The organism is Nocardia otitidiscaviarum NBRC 14405 (assembly GCF_000308635.1).
GTDB lineage: Bacteria > Actinomycetota > Actinomycetes > Mycobacteriales > Mycobacteriaceae > Nocardia > Nocardia otitidiscaviarum.
Genome location: NZ_BAGD01000271.1, coordinates 1 through 19,098, shown reverse-complemented (window position 1 = coordinate 19,098; position 19,098 = coordinate 1). Strand labels below are relative to the sequence as shown.

General features: G+C 68.1%; 15 protein-coding genes. 13 read left to right on the top strand and 2 right to left on the bottom strand.

Annotated features, from left to right (window positions below; translation table 11 throughout):
• Window positions 1-26: 26 nt before the first annotated feature.
• On the top strand, window positions 27-749 hold the full coding sequence (locus ON31_RS30355; RefSeq protein WP_051037982.1) for a Crp/Fnr family transcriptional regulator: 723 nt from the start codon (window positions 27-29) through the stop codon (window positions 747-749).
• Window positions 750-1,076: 327 nt separating this feature from the next.
• Here the strand turns inward: ON31_RS30355 and ON31_RS30350 are convergent, their stop codons facing one another.
• The gene (locus ON31_RS30350) at window positions 1,077-1,967 is read right to left on the bottom strand and encodes a patatin-like phospholipase family protein (RefSeq protein ID WP_157533818.1); all 891 of its coding nucleotides are present in this window, start codon (window positions 1,965-1,967) and stop codon (window positions 1,077-1,079) included.
• Between the two features lie 68 nt (window positions 1,968-2,035).
• Window positions 2,036-3,367, bottom strand: coding sequence for a fatty acid desaturase family protein (locus ON31_RS30345; RefSeq protein WP_039818574.1), 1,332 nt, complete (start codon window positions 3,365-3,367; stop codon window positions 2,036-2,038).
• Window positions 3,368-3,880: 513 nt separating this feature from the next.
• Here ON31_RS30345 and ON31_RS30340 point away from each other — a divergent pair.
• The 12 genes from ON31_RS30340 to ON31_RS36360 all read left to right on the top strand — a co-directional run.
• Window positions 3,881-6,118, top strand: coding sequence for an ICP22 family protein (locus ON31_RS30340; RefSeq protein WP_147286982.1), 2,238 nt, complete (start codon window positions 3,881-3,883; stop codon window positions 6,116-6,118).
• 9 nt (window positions 6,119-6,127) lie between these two features.
• Window positions 6,128-8,593 carry a hypothetical protein gene (locus ON31_RS34980; protein WP_051037981.1) on the top strand — a complete coding sequence of 822 codons (2,466 nt, stop codon included), beginning with the start codon at window positions 6,128-6,130 and terminating at the stop codon, window positions 8,591-8,593.
• 41 nt (window positions 8,594-8,634) lie between these two features.
• Complete coding sequence (locus ON31_RS30330) at window positions 8,635-9,381, top strand: hypothetical protein (protein WP_147286981.1); 747 nt, start codon at window positions 8,635-8,637, stop codon at window positions 9,379-9,381.
• Window positions 9,382-9,621: 240 nt separating this feature from the next.
• Window positions 9,622-10,524, top strand: a complete 903-nt coding sequence (locus ON31_RS30325; RefSeq protein WP_147286980.1) for a hypothetical protein — start codon at window positions 9,622-9,624, stop codon at window positions 10,522-10,524.
• Window positions 10,525-11,013: 489 nt separating this feature from the next.
• On the top strand, window positions 11,014-11,280 hold the full coding sequence (locus tag ON31_RS30320) for a hypothetical protein (protein ID WP_039818570.1): 267 nt from the start codon (window positions 11,014-11,016) through the stop codon (window positions 11,278-11,280).
• Between the two features lie 16 nt (window positions 11,281-11,296).
• Complete coding sequence (locus tag ON31_RS30315) at window positions 11,297-12,751, top strand: PE family protein (RefSeq protein ID WP_039818569.1); 1,455 nt, start codon at window positions 11,297-11,299, stop codon at window positions 12,749-12,751.
• Window positions 12,748-13,101, top strand: a complete 354-nt coding sequence (locus tag ON31_RS30310) for a YbaB/EbfC family nucleoid-associated protein (RefSeq protein ID WP_255222321.1) — start codon at window positions 12,748-12,750, stop codon at window positions 13,099-13,101. Before ON31_RS30315 ends, ON31_RS30310 begins: the two co-directional genes overlap by 4 nt.
• Window positions 13,098-13,778: a hypothetical protein gene (locus ON31_RS30305; RefSeq protein WP_039818567.1), complete on the top strand. Its 681-nt coding sequence runs from the start codon at window positions 13,098-13,100 to the stop codon at window positions 13,776-13,778. Before ON31_RS30310 ends, ON31_RS30305 begins: the two co-directional genes overlap by 4 nt.
• On the top strand, window positions 13,778-14,128 hold the full coding sequence (locus ON31_RS30300) for a hypothetical protein (protein ID WP_039818566.1): 351 nt from the start codon (window positions 13,778-13,780) through the stop codon (window positions 14,126-14,128). Before ON31_RS30305 ends, ON31_RS30300 begins: the two co-directional genes overlap by 1 nt.
• Window positions 14,129-14,160: 32 nt before the next feature.
• A complete protein-coding gene (locus tag ON31_RS30295; RefSeq protein WP_039818564.1) occupies window positions 14,161-14,487 on the top strand; it encodes a hypothetical protein in 327 nt (108 codons plus the stop codon).
• 13 nt (window positions 14,488-14,500) lie between these two features.
• Window positions 14,501-17,065, top strand: coding sequence for a hypothetical protein (locus tag ON31_RS30290; protein ID WP_039818563.1), 2,565 nt, complete (start codon window positions 14,501-14,503; stop codon window positions 17,063-17,065).
• An 81-nt stretch (window positions 17,066-17,146) separates the two neighbouring features.
• On the top strand, window positions 17,147-19,098 hold a 1,952-nt coding region (locus ON31_RS36360; protein ID WP_255222320.1), incomplete at its 3' end, for a type VII secretion target.

Below are 19,098 nucleotides of genomic sequence, written 5' to 3'. Positions count from 1 at the left end.
ATCATCCGCGGGCATCGGAGCCGAATATGGTTGTCAACCTGGAGGATTGGCCGTGGCCGGAGCGCACGTTCATGGCGCGGTTGAGTCCGCAGTCGCGAAAGGCGCTGCTCGCGTTGGGAACTCAGGTCTTCTACGAACCGGGCCGGGCGGTGATGCAACAGGGTGCGCTGGGTACAACGACCTACCTGTTGCGGTCACAGGACACCCGCCTGACCGCCTGCGCCAAGATCACCACGGCCGATGACAAACTGCTCGGGATCCGGGTCAGCGGTGACGTGGTCGGGTATCTGGGCGCACTGGATCCCACGGCTCGGCGTTCCTCGACCGACACCACCTGCACCGCGACGATCGTGCACCACATTCCCGGCGAGGTGTTCGAGGACTTCCTGAACCACCACGCCGACGCGTGGCAGGCGTTGTGCCGCACCATCGCCGACCGGCTCGCCTGGTCCGAGGCGAGGCGACTGGACTTCGGCGATCGACCCGTCAATCTCCGATTGGCAAGGCTCCTGGTGGAATTCGCCGAGGCTTACGGCCGGTACACGACGCGACCCGGTGCCGAACGACCGGAAATCGAGATCACCATCCGGCTGTCCTACGAGGAGGTGGGCGACCTCATCGGTGCGGGTGTCGACGCGGTCGGTCTGGCTATGCGCGATCTGCGAACCGCGCACCTCGCCCAGCTGCGCAACCGCCGCCTGGTCGTCCAAGACCTGGAGGGTCTACGGAAATATGCCGAACTGACCTGAAAATTGCGGCCGGAGCCGCCGCCGAAACGGCGAGCGCCGGAAAAATCAGGCGTCCACGCCTCGTGCCGCTGTCACCCTCGGCCCTGAGACAACTCCTCAGCCCAGGGAGGTCGCCAATGTCGGCACCGGATCATCGACCCGAACCGATCGCAGCTGATCTGCTGTACCTCACCTTGATTCAAGCGCACAGCCCCTACGCCGCCGCTCTCATGACGGCCGCCGCGATGGCATCCCGCGACGACGCGGGCGCTACACCGTCCGAACGCTCACGATAGCCGCGTCCGTTGCACGCATGGCGAGTCGATCGGTTGATCGTGTGGCCCCTCGTCAGGCGATCGTCTCGGTTCGAGTGCCGGTGACGGTCCGCTCCGGCAGCCCATCCCGGTCGACGAAATTCAGCAACTGCTCCTCGGTGCGGGCATCGATCCACTTCGTGGCGATGTCATAGCCGGTATCGAACAGCTCCCCGGTTGTTCGCGCTGGAGTTTTGAGGGCTGCGCCGTAGGGCTGGTGGGCGAATATGGTCGACTCGCGCAAGGTCTCGTCGTGGAACGGACGAGGGCGACGGGTAACGACGGGTAACGATGGATGGAGCAGGGGGAAGATCAGGCCGCCTCGGCTGTCGTATGGTCGCGGTCCGTACAGGTCCAGGACCAAGGCGCGGTGCGGGGTGAAGATGTCGTGCGGAACCCGATACTGGCAGCCCCCGTCGAAAAGGTCCTCCAGCCCCGCGGCGGCGGGCAGAGCTCCTGGAATGCGGGTGGCGGCGACGAGTGCGTCGGCGACGGGCAGATCGGACAGGCCCAGCACCGGCAGGTCTCGTGGCAACAGCAGGGTGCCGTGTTTTGCCGAGTAGACGGGTATCAGCAGCGACGACGTGAACCGGTGTGGTTGCTGGTCGGCGGGTTTCGGATCGACGGCGAAGTCGGCGAAGGTGCGGTCACCCGCGATGGCGTGGGCGAGTTCACGAATCCGAGCCTCGGGGTAGAGGCCCTGGCGGCTGAGCATTGCACGAAAGCTCCTCGGGCCCAGCACATGCTGCTCGGGATGTGCTGTCGCCAGCTGTCGCGCTCGGTCGCGGTCGATGCCGAGCGCGACCGCCGTGGCGGCGAGCGCGCCACCACTGACGCCCACGACGATCGGCTGCGGAACGGGAACGGGATGTGCGCTTCTCCGCGCCAGCCGGGCCGTGAGGGCGTCCACCGATCCGACGGCCATTCCCACCATCATCGGCAGGCTGCGGCCGGCTACCCCGGCGAGTATCCGAACTACTGGTCTGCGCTGTGTCAACGACTGCCCTTTCGTTGTGTCACGCCGAACTCGTCGACGTCCGACGTGATGAAGCGCCGCCGAAAGCGGCCAAATGTGCGATCGGCCCGGCGAATCGACGCATCCGCTGCGGCCAATGCGGTGCGCAGGCCGCGCCGCGCACCGGTGGCCGGGTCGATGGTCGGCCGGACGGGCTGACCGCTCGATGTGAGAGAAACCCCGAAGAACTTCCGTTCGGAGCGAGTCTCGGCGGCATCGTCCGACGTCGAGCGAAGGAATCGGTCCGGTAGCGCGAGCTTCCACACGGTTCGGTAGGCGAGCCAGAACTGTGCCGGGAGCGATCCGGTGGTGTACGGCAGGTCATACTTCTCGCACAGTGCGCGGAGCCGCTCGGCGATCTCGGGGTAGCGATTGCTGGGCAGATCGGGGAACAGATGGTGCTCGATCTGGTAGCAGAGGTTGCCGCACAGGAAAGCCAGCACCGGGCCGGCGGTGAAGTTGGCGGTTCCCAGCAATTGCCGCAGATACCACTCCCCTCGAGTCTCCCGCTCCAGTCGTTCGACGGTGAACTTCTCCGCTCCATCGGGGAAGTGACCGCACATGATCACCAGGTAGGACCACAGATTGCGCAGCAGTAGGGCCGATGTGTTCGCCGTGAGCGTATGCCGGAACCCGCGTCCGCTCAGCGCTGGGAACAGCAGGAAATCCTTGCTGATCTGGCGAGCGAACTTTCGCGCGAAATCCCGGTTCGGCTGGGATCGCAGGTTGTGTCGGGGAACGTTCAGCTGCCGTCGTTCGAGCGCCCAGTTGTGCACGGCGATGGCCCATTCGAACCCGGCCGCGACGGCCAGACCGCTGATCGGTTGAACCAGGTGGACGGGCCGCCACGGCTCGTCGCGGGTCATCCGCAGCACCACGAAGCTGAGGTCCTCGTCCATCCCGTACACGTTGGTGTAGGTGTGGTGAACGTAATTGTGCGAGCGCTGCCACTGCCCGGAGGGTCCGGCGAAATCCCACTCCCAGCTCGTCGAGTGGATTTCGGGATCGTTCATCCAATCCCACTGGCCGTGGGCGATATTGTGGCCGAGTTCCATCATCTCGATGGACTTGGCCGCTGCCAGCAGCACTGTCCCGGCGATTCGTGACGCTCGGTATCTGCTGGCGCACAACAATAGCCGCGCCGCCGTCTCCAGTCCCCGATGAATCCTGATCACCCGTTGGATGTAGTCCGCATCTCGTTGTCCGAGTGAGTCCTCGATGTCCGTTCGGATCTGATCGAGTTCGCGTCCGAAGGATTCGATATCGACTGCGGTCAGATGGGAGTACGACTGAATATTCGTGATAGCCAATACGATTCACCAAACTATCCGGACGCTGCCGGCAATTGTCGTCGAAATTTCTTGATCACTATGAGAGCTACCGGCGGTCGCTGCCATGTAATCCGCCGTTGCGGGGCCGCTCTGCCGTCCGGAGCGATGTGAAGCTAACCGTTACAGCGTGATTCGCCAGTAGCGGGAACTATTCGTGCCAGCGCATGGGTCCCCCGTCCATGTGGTGCATCACGGCGCTACCGCCCGAGTCGACGAGTGCCGCGATCCCACGGTCGGTAAGGGCCAGCGGCCCGGCGGCTTCCCGAGGCGCTGGCGGCGTTCCCAGCGGTGGGGATGTTCGACAATGGGGTGGTCGGAAAGGAAGTCAACGTGTGGTCGGGATCGGGCGTGTGCGTCGTGTGCCGCTCCGGACCATACGGTCGAGACAGTCCACCACCGGGACGGATCAGGAACTGCCGATGACTCGAGACCGTGACGGGATCGATGGACGGGTGTTCGCCCTCGACTGCGTGATCCAGGACTGGTGAGCCCATGGGCTTTTGGGACGGGGTCGGCGACTTCTTCAGTGAGTACGGCGACGACATTCTGGTCGGGGCGGCCGGTGTCGGCGGATTCCTCATCGCCGGTCCGGCTGGTGGCGCGTTACTGGGAGGCGCTGCCGCAGGGGTCGTGTCCCTCGCGCAGGGCAACAGTCTCGGTCAGGCGCTCGGGGACGCTGCGCTGGGTGGAACATTAGGTCTGGTCGGCGGCGGGGTCGGTTCGCTAGGAAAGGGGCTGTTCTCGATGGCGGGGGGCCGTGCCCTGGCCAGGAGTGCCGTGTTTGGCGGAAAGGGCGCGTTCGGCAATGGCGTCCGCGGAGCGATACCCGGTGCGGTGAAGGGTTCCTATAGGGGCCTGGATGTCAGCGGCGGCAGATTCGCGTTGGGCGGACTCATGTCCGGGGCCGCAGCGTGGGGAGGATTCACCGCCAGGGAGAACTATGCCAACCTCCAGGCCGGAGGTACCGCCGGGCCGGTCCCCACGATGGACTACACGTCCAAGCTCATCAGAGACGGTCGGCTCACCGTGGACAGCGCCTACACCGCCCATGTCTACGGCCCGGATCGCTCCAGCGCGAACTGGCCGGACGGGCTGGACCTGCTGTCCACGGGTGGTGAGAAGAACTACGAGGACTTCACCGAAAGCGTCTACACCAGTTGGGAGATGTTCGGCCGCGGAAACACCGAGGACGCCCCCGCCCGATCCCGCGTCCAGCAGACCTCCGGTGAGGACAGCGCCGCGATCATCAGTTACGTGTCGAGCGCCGAGGAGCTGAAAACCAAGTACGACGACCTGCTGGCCGCGGACGCGGCGCTCGGCCTGACCGAGGAGGAGAAGTCGATCCTGCTCGAGGAAGTGGCCCGGATATCGAAAACCTCGCGGACGCAAGTCGAAACGGCGGTCGCCGGGCTGCAGGACTTCGCCACCGTCAATCCGACGAATGTCGAGCAGTTGTCGCTGCTGATATCGCAGGGGGCGATCGCGCGGGCGACCGGTCCGATGGATGAGGACGAGTTCGTGACGCAGCTGATCGACACCCACCTCGCCGCGATCACCGGAATCATGGACACTGCCACCCAGGAACTGCAGGCGCTGGCGACTCAGGTCGAACAACTCACCGCCGATGATCCCGGCGCCAACGACGACAATGCCGGGGACACGGGCGACGGTGACAATACCGATGGCGAAGAATCCGGCAATGGCAACGGCACGCCGTACCCTTATCCCTATCCCTACACGAATCAGAACCCGAACCAGTACCAGAACGGCGGTACGACGGGCAGCCAGTTCCGTCCGGTCGATTTCGGTCTGAACGGGACACCGACCGCGGTCCCCGACGCCAGCCGGAGCGGCGGTGTGGACAATCCGAGCGCGATCCGAGAGGGCGTCGGCGGCGATGACCGCGCTCCCTCGGATGCTGCGCCGCCGCGATCGACGGTGCCGACTACGTCGAGTCCGATGCCGGTATCGAGTCCGATGCCGACCGTGGCACCGTCGACCGGGACGGAGCTGGACCCGCTGTCGATGTTGGGCCTGCTGAACCAGAATCGGCGGGACGAACCGACCGAGGGCGACGAACGCGAGTCGCGGGACACCGATCCCGGTCCGACACATCCGGGGATCGTACAATCCGGCCCGGCCGCGCCGCCGACGTCCACCACCGGCCAGCAACCGGCCACCTCGGCGGCGAACACTTCCACGGCGAACACTCCGGCGACGAACACCTCGGCGACCTCCCCACGCACGCAGGTCTCCAGCAGCCAGCCGATGCTGCGGCCGAATACCGACAAACCCATGGTGTACACCTTCCCGGACGGCCGCACCCAGGAGGTGTCGCCGGTGGTCTACGCCGCCCTGGATGCCGCGTTCGACAATGCCGCGACCACCGACGCGCGGGCAGCCTACGAGCGCACCGCTGTGAAGCTGAACGAGCAGCGGCTCGGTGCGCCGGTGGATCCGTATCAACTCATCACAGGCGACGTCGCGCAGTGGGATCAGCGGACCGCGTTGGTCGTCGCTTTCGATACCGAGAGCAGCGGGACCCTGGAGGTGATCGTGGCCGGTGAGCTGCACTCGTTCGCCGCTGAAATGCGCGATAACCAAGGCGATTTCGGGCCGTTCGCGGGCTTCTTCCATCCGCCCGGAATCGATATCGCCGGTCCGGTGGATCGAACGGCGGGAACGGTGCCGGAGGCCGACGCCTCGGTCGTCGCGTCGGTTCCGGCGTAAGGGGGCTCGATGAGCAGCTGGTGGCAGACGGGCCTCTCGCTCGGGGTCAGCGTCGCCGCACCCGTGGTCGGCAACATGATCGTGCCGGGGGCAGGCGGGCTCGTCGGGGGTGCGGTGGGCGGCATGGTGGGCAGCTTCATCGAGGCCGGGGAGATCGACTTCACGTCTGGCAATGCCTGGGTATCCGCCGGGCTGGGTCTGTTGGGGTCCGGGGCGGGCGGCGGCCTGTCACGGGTGCTGCGCAACGGGTTCGAAGATGCGGGTGTTGGCAGGCGGTTCTTGCAGAACCGCGCTGGCAGAGCCGCTGCCAACGGTATGGACGCACGGCTGGACCGACTCGGGAACCGGGCGCATCAGCGAGTCATGAACCAGCCCCTGAGCGATTTCGGCGGCCGCATGCAAAACCTGCGGGCCAGGAATCCGCTCGGCAATACGCCGAGCAGGCAACAGCTTCGCAGCGACGCCGCCGACCAGGCGCGTCGCGATATCAGAACGAGAGCCCGGCAGCGGTTGGAAGGAACCGCCGCCAACAGTGCGAGTACGAGAGCGGATCGCTACCGGGACCTCTTCCGATCGGGCGAACGCAGCGGTCGCTGGGGCACGGCGACACGGGCGGGGATAGGTAACAACCTCCTGCGTGGCCTCGGTGCGGCGGCAATGTGGGCGGTGGCACCGGGGCGGTGGGACTCGGACGATCCGGCCGGTGGTGGCGGCTCGCCGGAGACCGATCGCACCGCGGCGCAAGGGATCTGGGTCGGCGGCCACGTCGAGTCGATGGGGGAGGGGCAGTTCAAGCCGGGGCCGGGCAGTGGCCCGCCGGGGGAACGGGTGGGCTTTCTGTTCCAGCCGAACGGCATCGCAGCCGATTTGCAGAGCTGGTACGGATCCCGAGGTGGTCTGGACGGCAACGGTTCGCTGGCCGACGGGCTGAGCGACAACTGGCAGTTGTTCGGCGACGCAGGCAACTTCGAGACCGACAAGGCGACCGTGCCGCCATTGCCGACGGTGCCCATGCAGATCGGTGCCCAGACGCCCGCCGTGTATCAGGAAGCGGCGAGCAGGCTGGTACAGACGGCGCAGCAGTTCGACGCCATCCAAGAGGAAGTGGCCGAACAGGTCGTCGAGTCCGCCGAGAACACCGAACTCGGCCGGGAGCAGATCTCCGCCCTGATCCACAGGATCAATTTGAAGGCGCAGACATCCGACGGTACCGATGCGAGCTTCGTCGAGCTGCTCGGGCAGGCGTTCGCCGAGAATCTGTCGACCATGGAGGAGCGCTCCGGCACAAGTTCCGAGATCGCGAAGGTGATCGCGGATATGGAAGCCCGAATGAACGCGCAGCTGGAGGAGGACCGGAAGGCACTCGCGGAGGCCATGAAGAAGTGGCAGGAACTGCCACAGGGGCCGGGAAACCCCTACAACCCCGGAACGCCCCCCGGGCAGCCGAGTCCGAACGATCCGAGTTCGCCGTTGCCGACTCTGCCCACGCCGAATATCCCGACCCCCTCGGACCCGTCGAAGCCCTCCGATCCCGGTCGCCTTCCCGGAACTCCGGGCGGTCCGTCCACACCGGGCGGGCGGGATCCGATCACCCGGGATCCGAGCAGGCCGAACGACCCCACCTCACCGTCGGTTCCGGCACCGGTGACGCCACCGTCCGGTGGTATGGGATCCGGGCTGGCCGGTATGGGGGCGGGTCTGTTGAGTCCATTGTTGTCGATGCTGGCGGCCCAACAGGGCGGGTTGTTCGGCCAGCGCGGGCCATTGGGCAGCGAGAACGATCCGCGCCGCTTCGATCGAGAGCGATTGTCGCCGGTGCAACCGCCGCAGGTACAGCCGCCTCAGGCGCAGCCGACGACACCACCGGGACAGCAGAGTCCTCAGGGCACGGGCACGCCTGGAGGCCAGCCCACACCGCACACCGGCCCGACGCCGGGTGCGACCGCCCCGCAGGATTCCGGAACACCGCCGCGTACCACTCGTTCCGACGGCAAGGTGCTCTACGACTTCAAGGACGGCCGCACCCAGTACGTGTACCCGAAGGTCTACGACGCGCTGGAGGCCGCCTTCGCCGATACGAAGGGCACGGACGCCCGGGCGGCGTACGGGATGGAGACCGGGAAGTCGGGAGAACCGAAGGACAAGTACCCGGGCAGCCGCGTCGATCCGAACCAGTTGATGACGGGCGATATCGCGATGTGGGAGGACGGCCGGACGGCGCTGCTGGTGGTGTTCGGCGATGAGAACGGCGGCCCGTCGGGTGGCGGCACGCTCGAGGTCATCGTCGACGGTGTGTTGACGGAGTTCGGCCCCGAAATGAGCGACGCCGAAGGCGATTTCGGCGCGTTCGCCGGGTTCTTCCACCCACCGGGCATCGAGGAGAGTGCCTCCGGTACGACGTCGGGGGATGCCATCCCGGCGACCGACCCGACGGTGCAGCCGGTGCCCGCGATGCCGGTGTCGGCGGTCGGCTGATGTCGAGTTCCCAGGGCTGGGCAGACCCATAGAATTACTCTATGGTGCAACCCACGCCTTGGGGACCGAAGGCGGTTCAGCACTCCCCGGAACGACCGTCGGGACGGCGAATCAGCGGAGCGGTATTGGCGCGGGCCGGCCACCCGGTACTTCGAGTGTTGCGCGCCGCGTTGGCGGGCAAATGGGGTTATGTGATCGCGGTGGCCGGCAGTATCGTCACCTTTCTGCTGTTGTTCCAGCCGTGGATCATCGCATCCGGCCCCGCAGGAAAGGTACGTGCGAATGCCTTCGGCCGGATCGACGCGACCACCAATTATCTGACCGCTTGGTCGCAGCTCAAATCGCCTACTGCGGATGTCACCGGAATGTGGGCGCTGTTCACCAGTGCCGCCCTCGTCATCTCGGTGGCCGCGGTGGTGATCCATCTTCGCCTTCGATCCGACCTGATGGACCGGCTGGCGACGATTGCCACCGTCGCCGCCGCAGTATTCGTATTGGCGACGCTGGTCTACCTCAACAGCAAGGGATCCGACCTGAAGGCCATGACGACCCGCCGGTGGGACCTGGGCGGCCAGGTCGGTTCCCTGATGGCCTGGGCGTTCGGAAACGGGCAGCTCATCCTGCCCGGCATGCGTGAGGTCGGGTACTCCTCCGCGAGCCTCACGCCCGCCGCGATGTTCGCCAGCATCACCTCGATCGGCTCGGCGCTGGCATGTATCAGTCAACGAATCCTCGGTCGCAAACCGAATAAATATCGATCGCCGGACGTCGATTCCGGAAAAAGCTAGCAGGCTCCATCTGAATTACTCGCGCCTACTGGCGAGTAGAATTCATGTTGATTGTGACCGGGGTCGCAGTGCGCTTGTTAATAGGGTCACAAGCCTTCGATCTGCCTTGTTCTCATGTTCCGGCCAGGCTAGCGTAATCAATCGTCAGTGGCCGATGGTGCCCATTGCAGAACAAATTATTCGACACTCGCGTCGGTGTTCGTAATGGTGATCGGCACGGGTATTGCAGAGCCTGGAGAAATGTCCACTCAAACGCCTTGGCAAGTTCAGGAAGATCCGACCCGTCCGTACGCGGGCGACGAGGAATTCGTTCGAGCGGTGACCGTGCGCCGCTTCGATCTCCGATCCGGCTGGGGCTATCTCTGTACCGCGTTGACGAGTCTGGTCACTTTGGTACTGCTGTTCCAACCCTGGCTGTCGGCGACGGGACCGAACGGAACCGTCACCGTCGACGCCTTCGGGAATATCGTCGACTGGCCGATCGCCTACGGCCGTCCGGAGGAGAACATCAGTGGCGCATGGGCTTTCCTGGCCGTCGCCGCGCTGGTCGTGACCGTGGCCGCGGTCCTGCTGCGACTGTGGATCCCGGTTCGGACGCTGTCGCGCCTGGTACTCGCCTCGGCCTCGGCCTCGGCGCTGCTCGTCGTGGCCGTGCGGTACTACCTGGACGGCAAGGCGTCCGAACTCCGTGCGCTCACGGAACGGACCGACGCCCTCGACGGCAGTCTCGGCGATCTGCTCGATACGCTCCTCACCGGCAACCAGAACCCGGCGGCGGATGCGGTCGCGCCGACCGCCGCCGGTTCGAGCTTCGAACTCGCGGCGACGCTGAGTTGTGGCGCCGCTGCGGTCACGGTCTTCGTCGCGTTCCTGACCGTGCTGTGGCATCCGGGTAGATCGGTCGCTACGGTCCGGTCGGCCGAAACGTTCGAGGGATTCGACTATGGCGGACCCGGCGGGTCCGGAAAAGGCGCGGCGGGAAATCGGAAGTCGGGCAACCGCATCGACGCCCCGATGATCAACTCGGCGAGCATGGACCCGTCCGAGTACGTGACACCGCGGACGAAGACCATGGCGCCGGGCCGGACGTCCGACACCTCGGTCCCGCCGAGGACGAACACACTGGTGTCGGTATTCGTGTGAACCGCGGTCGAACCGCCGTTGACGCCGCGGACTCGCAGCAGCGCACCCTCGGCCGCGACCACCGTTCCCAGTGTGCTGCCGCGACCGGTTTGAACCGGTTTCTCGTCCGGCCCACCGGACCCGTCGGTGGCCCAGCATCCCACGGCGACAATCAGCACAGCCACGACGATCCCGACGATCGAAACTCCGGTACGCACAACCTTTCCCAGCGGCCGACCGGGCGACGATGGCGCATCCGGACCCGGCCGTGCGGGCACCGGAGCCCCCGAGGTTCCGACCTCGTCCCGTCCCTCGCGCAGGCGCGACCACGGAGTCGGGCTTGGGTGACTCATGGGAGTCGACGGTAGCCCGCGGCGACCACCGGCCTGTCACCATCGACGGGAGCACCCGGCCCGGTCGTGATCGGCGTTCCCACGGTTGGGGATGTTCGACAATGGGGTCGTCGGATGAGGAAAGCCAGGGTGTGGCTCGACGGATCAGGAACAGCAGATGGCACGAGACCGTGACGGTGTTCTCCGAGAGGCTCGCGACATCCTCTCGCAGAGCGAGGATCTGGAGCGCAAAGCCGGCCTCGCCGTGCAGGTGCACGAAGCCGACCTGGCCTATCACCAAGCCGCCGAACGACTGTCCGCCGCCTACGACGCCGCACTGGACGGCGGCTGGTCACCTGCGCAGCTGGGTGAACTGGGGCTGTCACGTCCGCGCCACCCCGAGCCCATCGGGAAGCGTCCGACGCGGATAGCGAGGCGGCAATAGGCGGGAGGAGGAGGCCGTGGTGCTCAATGTCGATCCGGAGGAACTCGTCGGAGCGGCCGCCGCACTCGCCGACCTGGTGCGGGTGACCGGCGCGGCCGTCCCGTCCGAGTGGGTGACGCCGGCCGGCTCCGACCCGATTTCCGCCGGAATGGTCCCACAGCTCAACAACGAAGCGGCGCAACTGCTCAACGGGGTGCGGGGTCTGTTGAGTGTGGTGCAGCGGTCCGCCCATGAAGTCGGTGCGGCGGCCGTGGACTACGCGGCCACCGACTCGACCAATTCCCGGCTGCTCGGCGGAACCTCCGGTGCCGAGGTCGGCAACCCGGCGGAGCTACCCGGCAACGTACCGATGCTGGTGCCCCCCGTCATCACGTTTCCGGACCCCGGTGTCGCCGTGGATCCGCTGGCCTTCGCACAGATGTTGCACGCCGGTCCGGGCCCGGCGGCCCCGGCTCGGTTCGCGGAGGTGTTGCGCGCCTTCGACAACGGGGCCGCCGCCGACGCCGGTCGCCGTGTCGGTGCGGCCGCCGAGGTGTTGCGGAACTGGACACCGGTCGGCGCGCAGGCGTCGGCCGAACTCACCCGGCACAACGACTGGCTGGATCGGATCCGGCGGCAGCTGAATCGGCTCGCCGACCGCGTCGACGCCTACAGCGACGCGTTCCGGATCGCCAAGGACAAACATCCCACGCCGTCGGAGATCCTCACCGCCCGCAAGGAACTGCTGCGCGCCATGCGGTCGAAGAACGAGGCCGCGACCTCGGCCGCGCTGGCCAAGTACGAGGAGTTGAACCTGCGCTCCGCGGAAGCGATCGGTGGATACGAGGGGAGCATGGCCGCGGATGCCGCCAAGGGCAATGGCGAGGGCGGCGGCGAGGGTGATTCCAGCATGCTCCAGGCGCTGCTGCCGGCACTGATGTCGGCATTGAGCCAGGGCGGGATGCTGGCCGCCGACCAGACGCTCACCGAGGGCTCCTACGACGGCTACTACGACGACTATCCCAGCTACGGTGAATACGGCGACTACGGCAACTACGACGGAGTCTCGCCGAGCAGCAACCCACCGGGATCGTTCGACGGCTCCGGACCCGGCGTCGATCCGGCGTACACGCTCGGTCCGATGCCGATGAGCGCCGCACCCTCCGCCACATCCGGAGGCGGCGCGGGCACACCCCGCCCTTCGTCCTTCGAACCCATCCGGTCCGGGTCCTCCCCGACGGGAACGATGATGGGCCGCGGTGGCTATATGCCGATGATGCCGATGATGCCGGGCGCGGGTGGCGTCGGGGCGGGCGGCGGCGGGGACCGGGGCCGGGTCGTCGCCTGGCATCCGGACCGGCTCATGTACGTCGACGACACCCCGCATACCGAATCGGTGATCGGCGAACGACCGGTGATCGCCCCCACCGTGACCCCGCCGACCCCGGCCCCGGCTGCCCAGACCCAGAACAACGCTGGAGGCTCCGCATGAGCGAAATCCATCCCGATGTGCAAGCGGCGCTCGACATGGCCCGCGATCTGCGCCACCGCATCGCCGATATGCGGGAACGGATCGACCAGATCCGCGCTCGCAGGCCATCTCCCGGCGGTGATGTGATCCCGGAAGTGGACGCCATGGGACGGCTCACCGACCTGTACCTGGCACCCGGGACCACGATGCGATACACCAGTGACGAACTCGTCCAGGAGATCATGGCGGCGGTCACCGAGAGCACCGCCGACGCCGCGCGCCAACACCGCGCCATCATGGACAGCACCGTGCCGGAAGACAGTGGCGCGCAAGCGGAAACGGTGCCCGGGGCCGTGGGGCCGCGATCGTGACCGAGGTCGGCGGGACCGTCACCGTCACCGAGACCCTGCGGTGGCTGTACGAGGAAGGTTTGCAGCGGCTGGCGGGTGTCGGTGCGCGACAATCGAATCCGATCGCCGCGTACACGGTGGCGGTGGCCACCGGCACGGTCACCGTGCATCCGGCCACCGGCGCCGAGGGCGGCTCCGACGCGATCACGCTGTCGGCCGAGGATCTGCCGCATCCGGCGGACAGCTCGCGGCGGCTGGTGGTCGTCGGGATCACCTCGGCGGAGGCGGCGCTCATCGTGGATCTCGAGACCACGCTCGGCATGGCGATCAATGCCGACCGCCCCGAGTGCGTGGCCCGCTCCTGGGCCATGCAGTTGATGCTCAACCCCGAGATCACGCTGACCACCAACAGCGCTGCCACCGCCATCGGGGGCAGCGACCGATACCGGCACACCTTCATTCCCGGTGGCGGAGCCACGCTCATCAATATCGACGATGCGCGGCCCCCGATCACCACGGTCACGCTCAACCCCACGACCGAGAGCCCCGATCACCTCGACGTCGAAGCCGACGGCAGCGGGGAATGCTATCTCGGCACCCGGTTCTGGCGGCTGCGCAAGGTGATGACCATCGACGACACCACCTGGTCGGCGCTGTCGGCGACCCTGGACCCACGAATGGCGGAGGACAACAGCTGATGAACGACACGCACCTCGACGAAGCCGACGAGCAAACCCCCGCGGCCCCGGACTGGGGCAAGCGCACCTACGAAGTCTTCAATCCGGACAACACGGTCGGTGTCGCCTGCAATCGCGACGGTGAGATCGTCGGCCTGCACATCACCGACGACGCCCGGGAGTTCGGGGAGACCTGGCTGTCCGCCGAAATACTCAAATTGGCGCGGCTGGCTCATCAGAAATCACGGGTCGGGCTGCGCGCCGAGATGGAATACAAAGGGGCGCGGCCCTACACGATCGACGCGTTCGATCTGCCGACCGAGGCGGCCTACCGCGCCATGGAGGATGCCGAACTCGGCACCAGGTCCTGACCCGAGCACGCCACCGAGGAATGGAGTAGCCGATGTCGGACAGCGGCGGACCGATACTGGACATCGACGACGCGCCGGAGATCACTTCCGCCGCAGGAAGATTCACGACGGCTGTGCACACGGCCACCGGGGTGGCGAGCGGGTCCGCGGACACCCTGCGACCGGAGACCAAGCCGGTATCCGATCTCGACCGCACCATGTGTGATCAGCTCGAATGGGTCCGATCCACGTTCGCGGCGGCCGCCCGGTCCAGCGCCGGCCGTGCGGACGACGTCCTCGTCGACGCCCTGTTCGGCACCTCCGAGCTGGAAGCCGCGGACGTGCACAACGGATCCCGGACTCGGTACGAATCGATCTGATGCACGTGCGGTGATGGCACCGGAACAGCAGAGCGCGCACTGGGACGAGATCGTCGGCGGGAACTGGCCCGCGATCGGCCCGGCGGAGTGGAGTGCGCTGGAAGCCGCCGCTCGGGAGGCGTCACGGGTGATGAACACCGACGATGCGGCCCGAGCGCGTCTCGACTTCGATGAGCGGGTGCGCTCGAGCGGCCGATTGCAGTCGGTCAAGGATCGGATGCTGGCCCAGCGCAATGATCCGCAGGCCTATTCCGATGCTCTCGCGGCCACCGCCGATGTGCTGCGCAGCTACTCGGATGTGGTGTACCGGACCAGGAATCAGATCCTCGATATCGTCGAGCGCGCCGACCGCGACATCCGCGCCGAGCAGCGAGCCGCCGCGGCGGAGGCAGAGGACGACGAGGACGACGAAGCGGAGGCGGACCGTGCGGCCGAGCGGGCGGAGCGGATCGCCGCCGTCATCGCGCGGGCTCGGGCGGACGTCGACGATATCGCGGCCGCCGCCCTCACTTCGATCAGTCCGGTCTCACTGCCGGAATTGACAGCTATCGCCGATCATTTGGGGCAGCCCGGGCCGCTGGCGCCGAATCGGCCCGTGGCACCGGAACCGCCGCCGCCCTCGGACACACCGTCGGCGGAGACCGAACCGGATGTCCATGCCCCGCCGGGGCCGGACCCGGCCGGACCTCCGGGGGAGTCGCGCAATCCCTATGCGCGCGTATCGCACGCGGCTTTCCCGCTGCAACCGGCGGGCTGGGACGAGCCGGATTCCGGACCGCCCAATGGTGACGACGCGCGGGCCGACGAGGACGCGGCGGAGCGGCCGGAACGTCGCGAGCCCTCCGGGCCGCCCGCCGAACGAGTGGGCGGGCCGCAGGCGGTCGACCCGATACCGGGTGCACCGCCGGTCGGGCCATGGCACGACCCGTCGGTCGATACGGGTACGGGAGGTCCGACCGGGGCGGGAATGGGACGGTCAGCGCCCGCCGCCACCGAGCCGGACAGCGATGAAACAACCTCGGATACCGAGGATGCGGCTGTGGGCCGGGCCGGTGAGCGCGCCTCCGAGGGCGAGGGCGGCACCGAGAGTGCCGGAGGCGTCGACGACACCGAGGGAGCCGAAGACGTCGGCGACGAGGGGGTAGGAGACATCGGCGGCGACGGGTCGGCGCTCGGCCCCGACGGCGCGTTGGACGGCGGGAGCTTGGGTGCGGACGGACCTGTCGCGCCAGGGCAGGTATTGCCGCCCGCGGTGGTGACCGCGCCGCCACCGATGCCGTCCGTCGTTTCGCCGGCGATGGCGGCCACCGCCGGTGCGGCGAGCGCCGCCGCGGCGGGGACATCGGTCAACGCGACCGCTGCGGCGCGGTCGCCATCCGGCGTGTTCGCCCCGAATTCTGCTCTCCCTCAGGGCACTCCGTCGGGTGGGCCGCCACCCCGCGCCGATGCCCGGCCGGACCGGCCGTTGACCCCGCTCGATCGGGACCACACGACGGCCGAGCGTGACGAACCGCAGCGCGCCGAAGAGGTGGTCGGCGCCGCGATGGTCGCCGCCGCCGCGCCGTCGTTCCTGGTGGGCGAACGCGTCGACGGCGACCTGGTGTTGGCCCGGACCCTGTTGGCCGGAGTGCTCGCCGCCGTCGGTCCCACCGTGCTCGGGCTGGACTGGGCGGTCGTCACGATGCGTGGTCCCGCCGGTCTGAGCGCCTTCCTGACCTCGAACGAAGGACGTGGCTGGTTGCCCACCGGGCTGTTCCTGCCGGAGGCGGTCTCGATGCCGTGGCTCTGGTCGGAATCCGAACGAGCCGGTGCGGCCTGGGAGGGAATAGCCGATCCGGCCCGGGTGCTCGTCGAGTTCGGCCTGGCGTGGGGGCGACGTTCCGCGGCGGGCTTCACCGCGCTGGCCTCGTCGACGACGATCGGTCCCGACCTGCGCGCCCGGTTCCGTGAACTGCCGATGGCGGATTCGGTCCCGGCTTCGGCACGGTGGGACCTGCGGGCACCGGCCCCGGGGCTGGTCGACCGACTCGGCGCGGTCGGCGCGCGGGAACTGTCCGCGCGGGCCGACGCGATCCCGGGCGGTGAGACGGCGGCACGGTGCGCCGGGCTGGCGTGGGATGCGCACTCGAAGGTCGCCGCACTCGCCGCGCCGGGGCCGGAGGCCGCCATGACTCGTGAAGTCCGGGAACGGATCCTGGCGATGGTGCGCCGGGACGAGCCCGTGCCACCGGAGCTGTGGGACGAACTGCGCGACGCCGACGACTTGCTGACCGCTGCCATGCTGACCCGGCGGATCGACGCCTCCCGGGTGGACCTGGGCGAACTCAAAACCGGACCCGACAGTGCCTTGCTGCGCGTCATGGTTTTCGAACGCCGCTGCGACGAACTCGTGCTCCTGCTCGCGGAGACCGGGGCACCCTCCCGTGGTCCGGTGGCCGCACAGCTGATGCGGGACGCCGTATACGCCCATGCCCAGATCCTCGGACATCCGCAGTTCGTTCCGGAAGCACCCGCCGGTCCCGCTGGTCCCGCCGATCCGGGTGGCGGGCGACCAGTCGTCACGGCACCGCGGCGCTGACCCCGCGACGCCGTCCACGCCTCCCACGAGTGGGAAGGTCGGAGAATGTAGGCCACAGGCGCGGGAAAGGACAGAGCGAGCATGCCGGACCGGATGGATATCGACCCGGAAGTGTTGCGTCAGCTCGCGAATCAGCACGATCGGGTCGCCCGCGACACCCGGGAGTGGGCGCAGCCGCCGTCGGCCTGGCTCGACAACTTCCTGCCCACCTACGGCAAGATCGCCTACCCGGTGTACAACGCCCTGGTGCGGTATTACGATGCACGCCAGCGCGCTGGAGAGCGGCTGGCCGACCAGCACGACCAGACCGCCGCGTCGCTGCGGGCCGCCGCGAACAGCTACGAACGCACCGATGACGACATCGCCTCCGGATTCCGCCGGGCCGGTGACGAATTCGGTGCGCCATCGCAGTTGCCCGGGACGCCCGGGGTCGGTCAGCCGACTCCGATCAACGGTGCCCCGTCGGCCGATGCTCCCGCTGCCACCGCACCGGCCGCCACGAATACCGATGCCGGTCGCAGCGGCGCACCGATCGACGCCGGGCTCGGTGCGGGTGCCGCGACCACTCCGGCCGCGGAGCCCGCGGCGCCCGCCGCGACCGCGGCCACCCCACCGGCCGCCGCCGCTCCATCGACCACCGGCATCCCGACGACACCCGGCGACACGACGCAGTCCGCCACCACGGGCACGGGAGCGCAACCGGCCGGAGCCCCGTCCGGCGCGTCGACGCCGCCCGGCGGTGTGGTGCCACCGGCCGTGGTGACACCCGCGGCCGGTATCCCCGGCGGTGCGGACCAGACCGCTTCCGGCACACCGGCCGGATCGGCCGGGAATGCCGGGGTCCTGCCGATGATGCCGATCGCTCCGTTCGCCTCCGCACTGGCCAATGCCAGGGACAAGGCCGCCGGACCGGACTTCGTGGTGGGCGGGCAGCCGGATGACGACCTGGTGCTGGCCCGCACGCTGCTCGGCGGAATCCTCTCCGCCGTAAGGACTTCCGCGCTCGGACTGCAATGGGCGGTGTCGGTGCTGCGCGGGCCGGGCGGCGCCATGGTGCTGGTGACCTCGAACGAGGGCCGGGGTTGGCTTCCCGCCGGGGTTTTCGTGCCACAGGGCACCATGCTGCCGTGGACGGTGGCCGGAGCCGAGGCCGCATGGGAGGGCATCTCGGACCCGGCGCGGGTACTGGCCGAGTTCAGCCTCACGATCGGCGCCGCATCCGGCGCCAGGTTGTCGGCCCTGGTCTCCTCGGCGGAGATCGACTCCGGTCTGCGACAACGATTCGGCGATGTCTCGATGCAGTCCGCAGTCCCGCCCTCCGACGAGGTGGACCTGAGCGTGCACACGCCGGATACGGTGGACCGGCTGGCGCTCACCGGTATGCCGCAGTTGCAGGACAAGGTCGGCGCGGTGCCCGACGACAAGCTCCGCGACCACTGCCTCGGGCTGGCGATCGACGCCCACTCCCGGGTCGGGAAGACGAGCGCTCCGACACCGGAAGCGGCCGCGGTGCGCCGGTTGCGCACCAAGATCCTCGACCAGCTGCGGGAAGGCGCCGAAGTACCACGCGACTGGTGGGACGAACTGCGCGACGCCGACGACCTGCTGGCGGCGGCCATGCTCTCGCGCCGCGCCGATGTGCGCCGGGTCGAACTCGGTGAGCTGCGGGTGGACGACCAGGCCGCGCTCCTGCGTGGTCTGGTGTACGAACGCCGCTGCGACGAAGTGCTGATGTTGTTGAGCGAGAACGTGACCCGGCAGGAGCTGCGCGACGCGGTGTACGCGCACGTGCAGATCATCGGCCACCCGCTCTACACCGCGACACCGGAGACGGTGGCCGTGCCGGACGCGGTCGTGGCACAGCGGTACGAGGTGCTCGTCTCCGAAGCCGATCTCGTCGGTGCCGAGACCGGGCAGCCGGGCGTCAGCGCCGGATCACCGGATGCCACCGCCACGCCCGCTACGCGGGTGGGGTCGCCCACCGAGGTCGCGTCGCCTGCTGGGACCGCACCGCTTGCCGGGACTGCACCCCC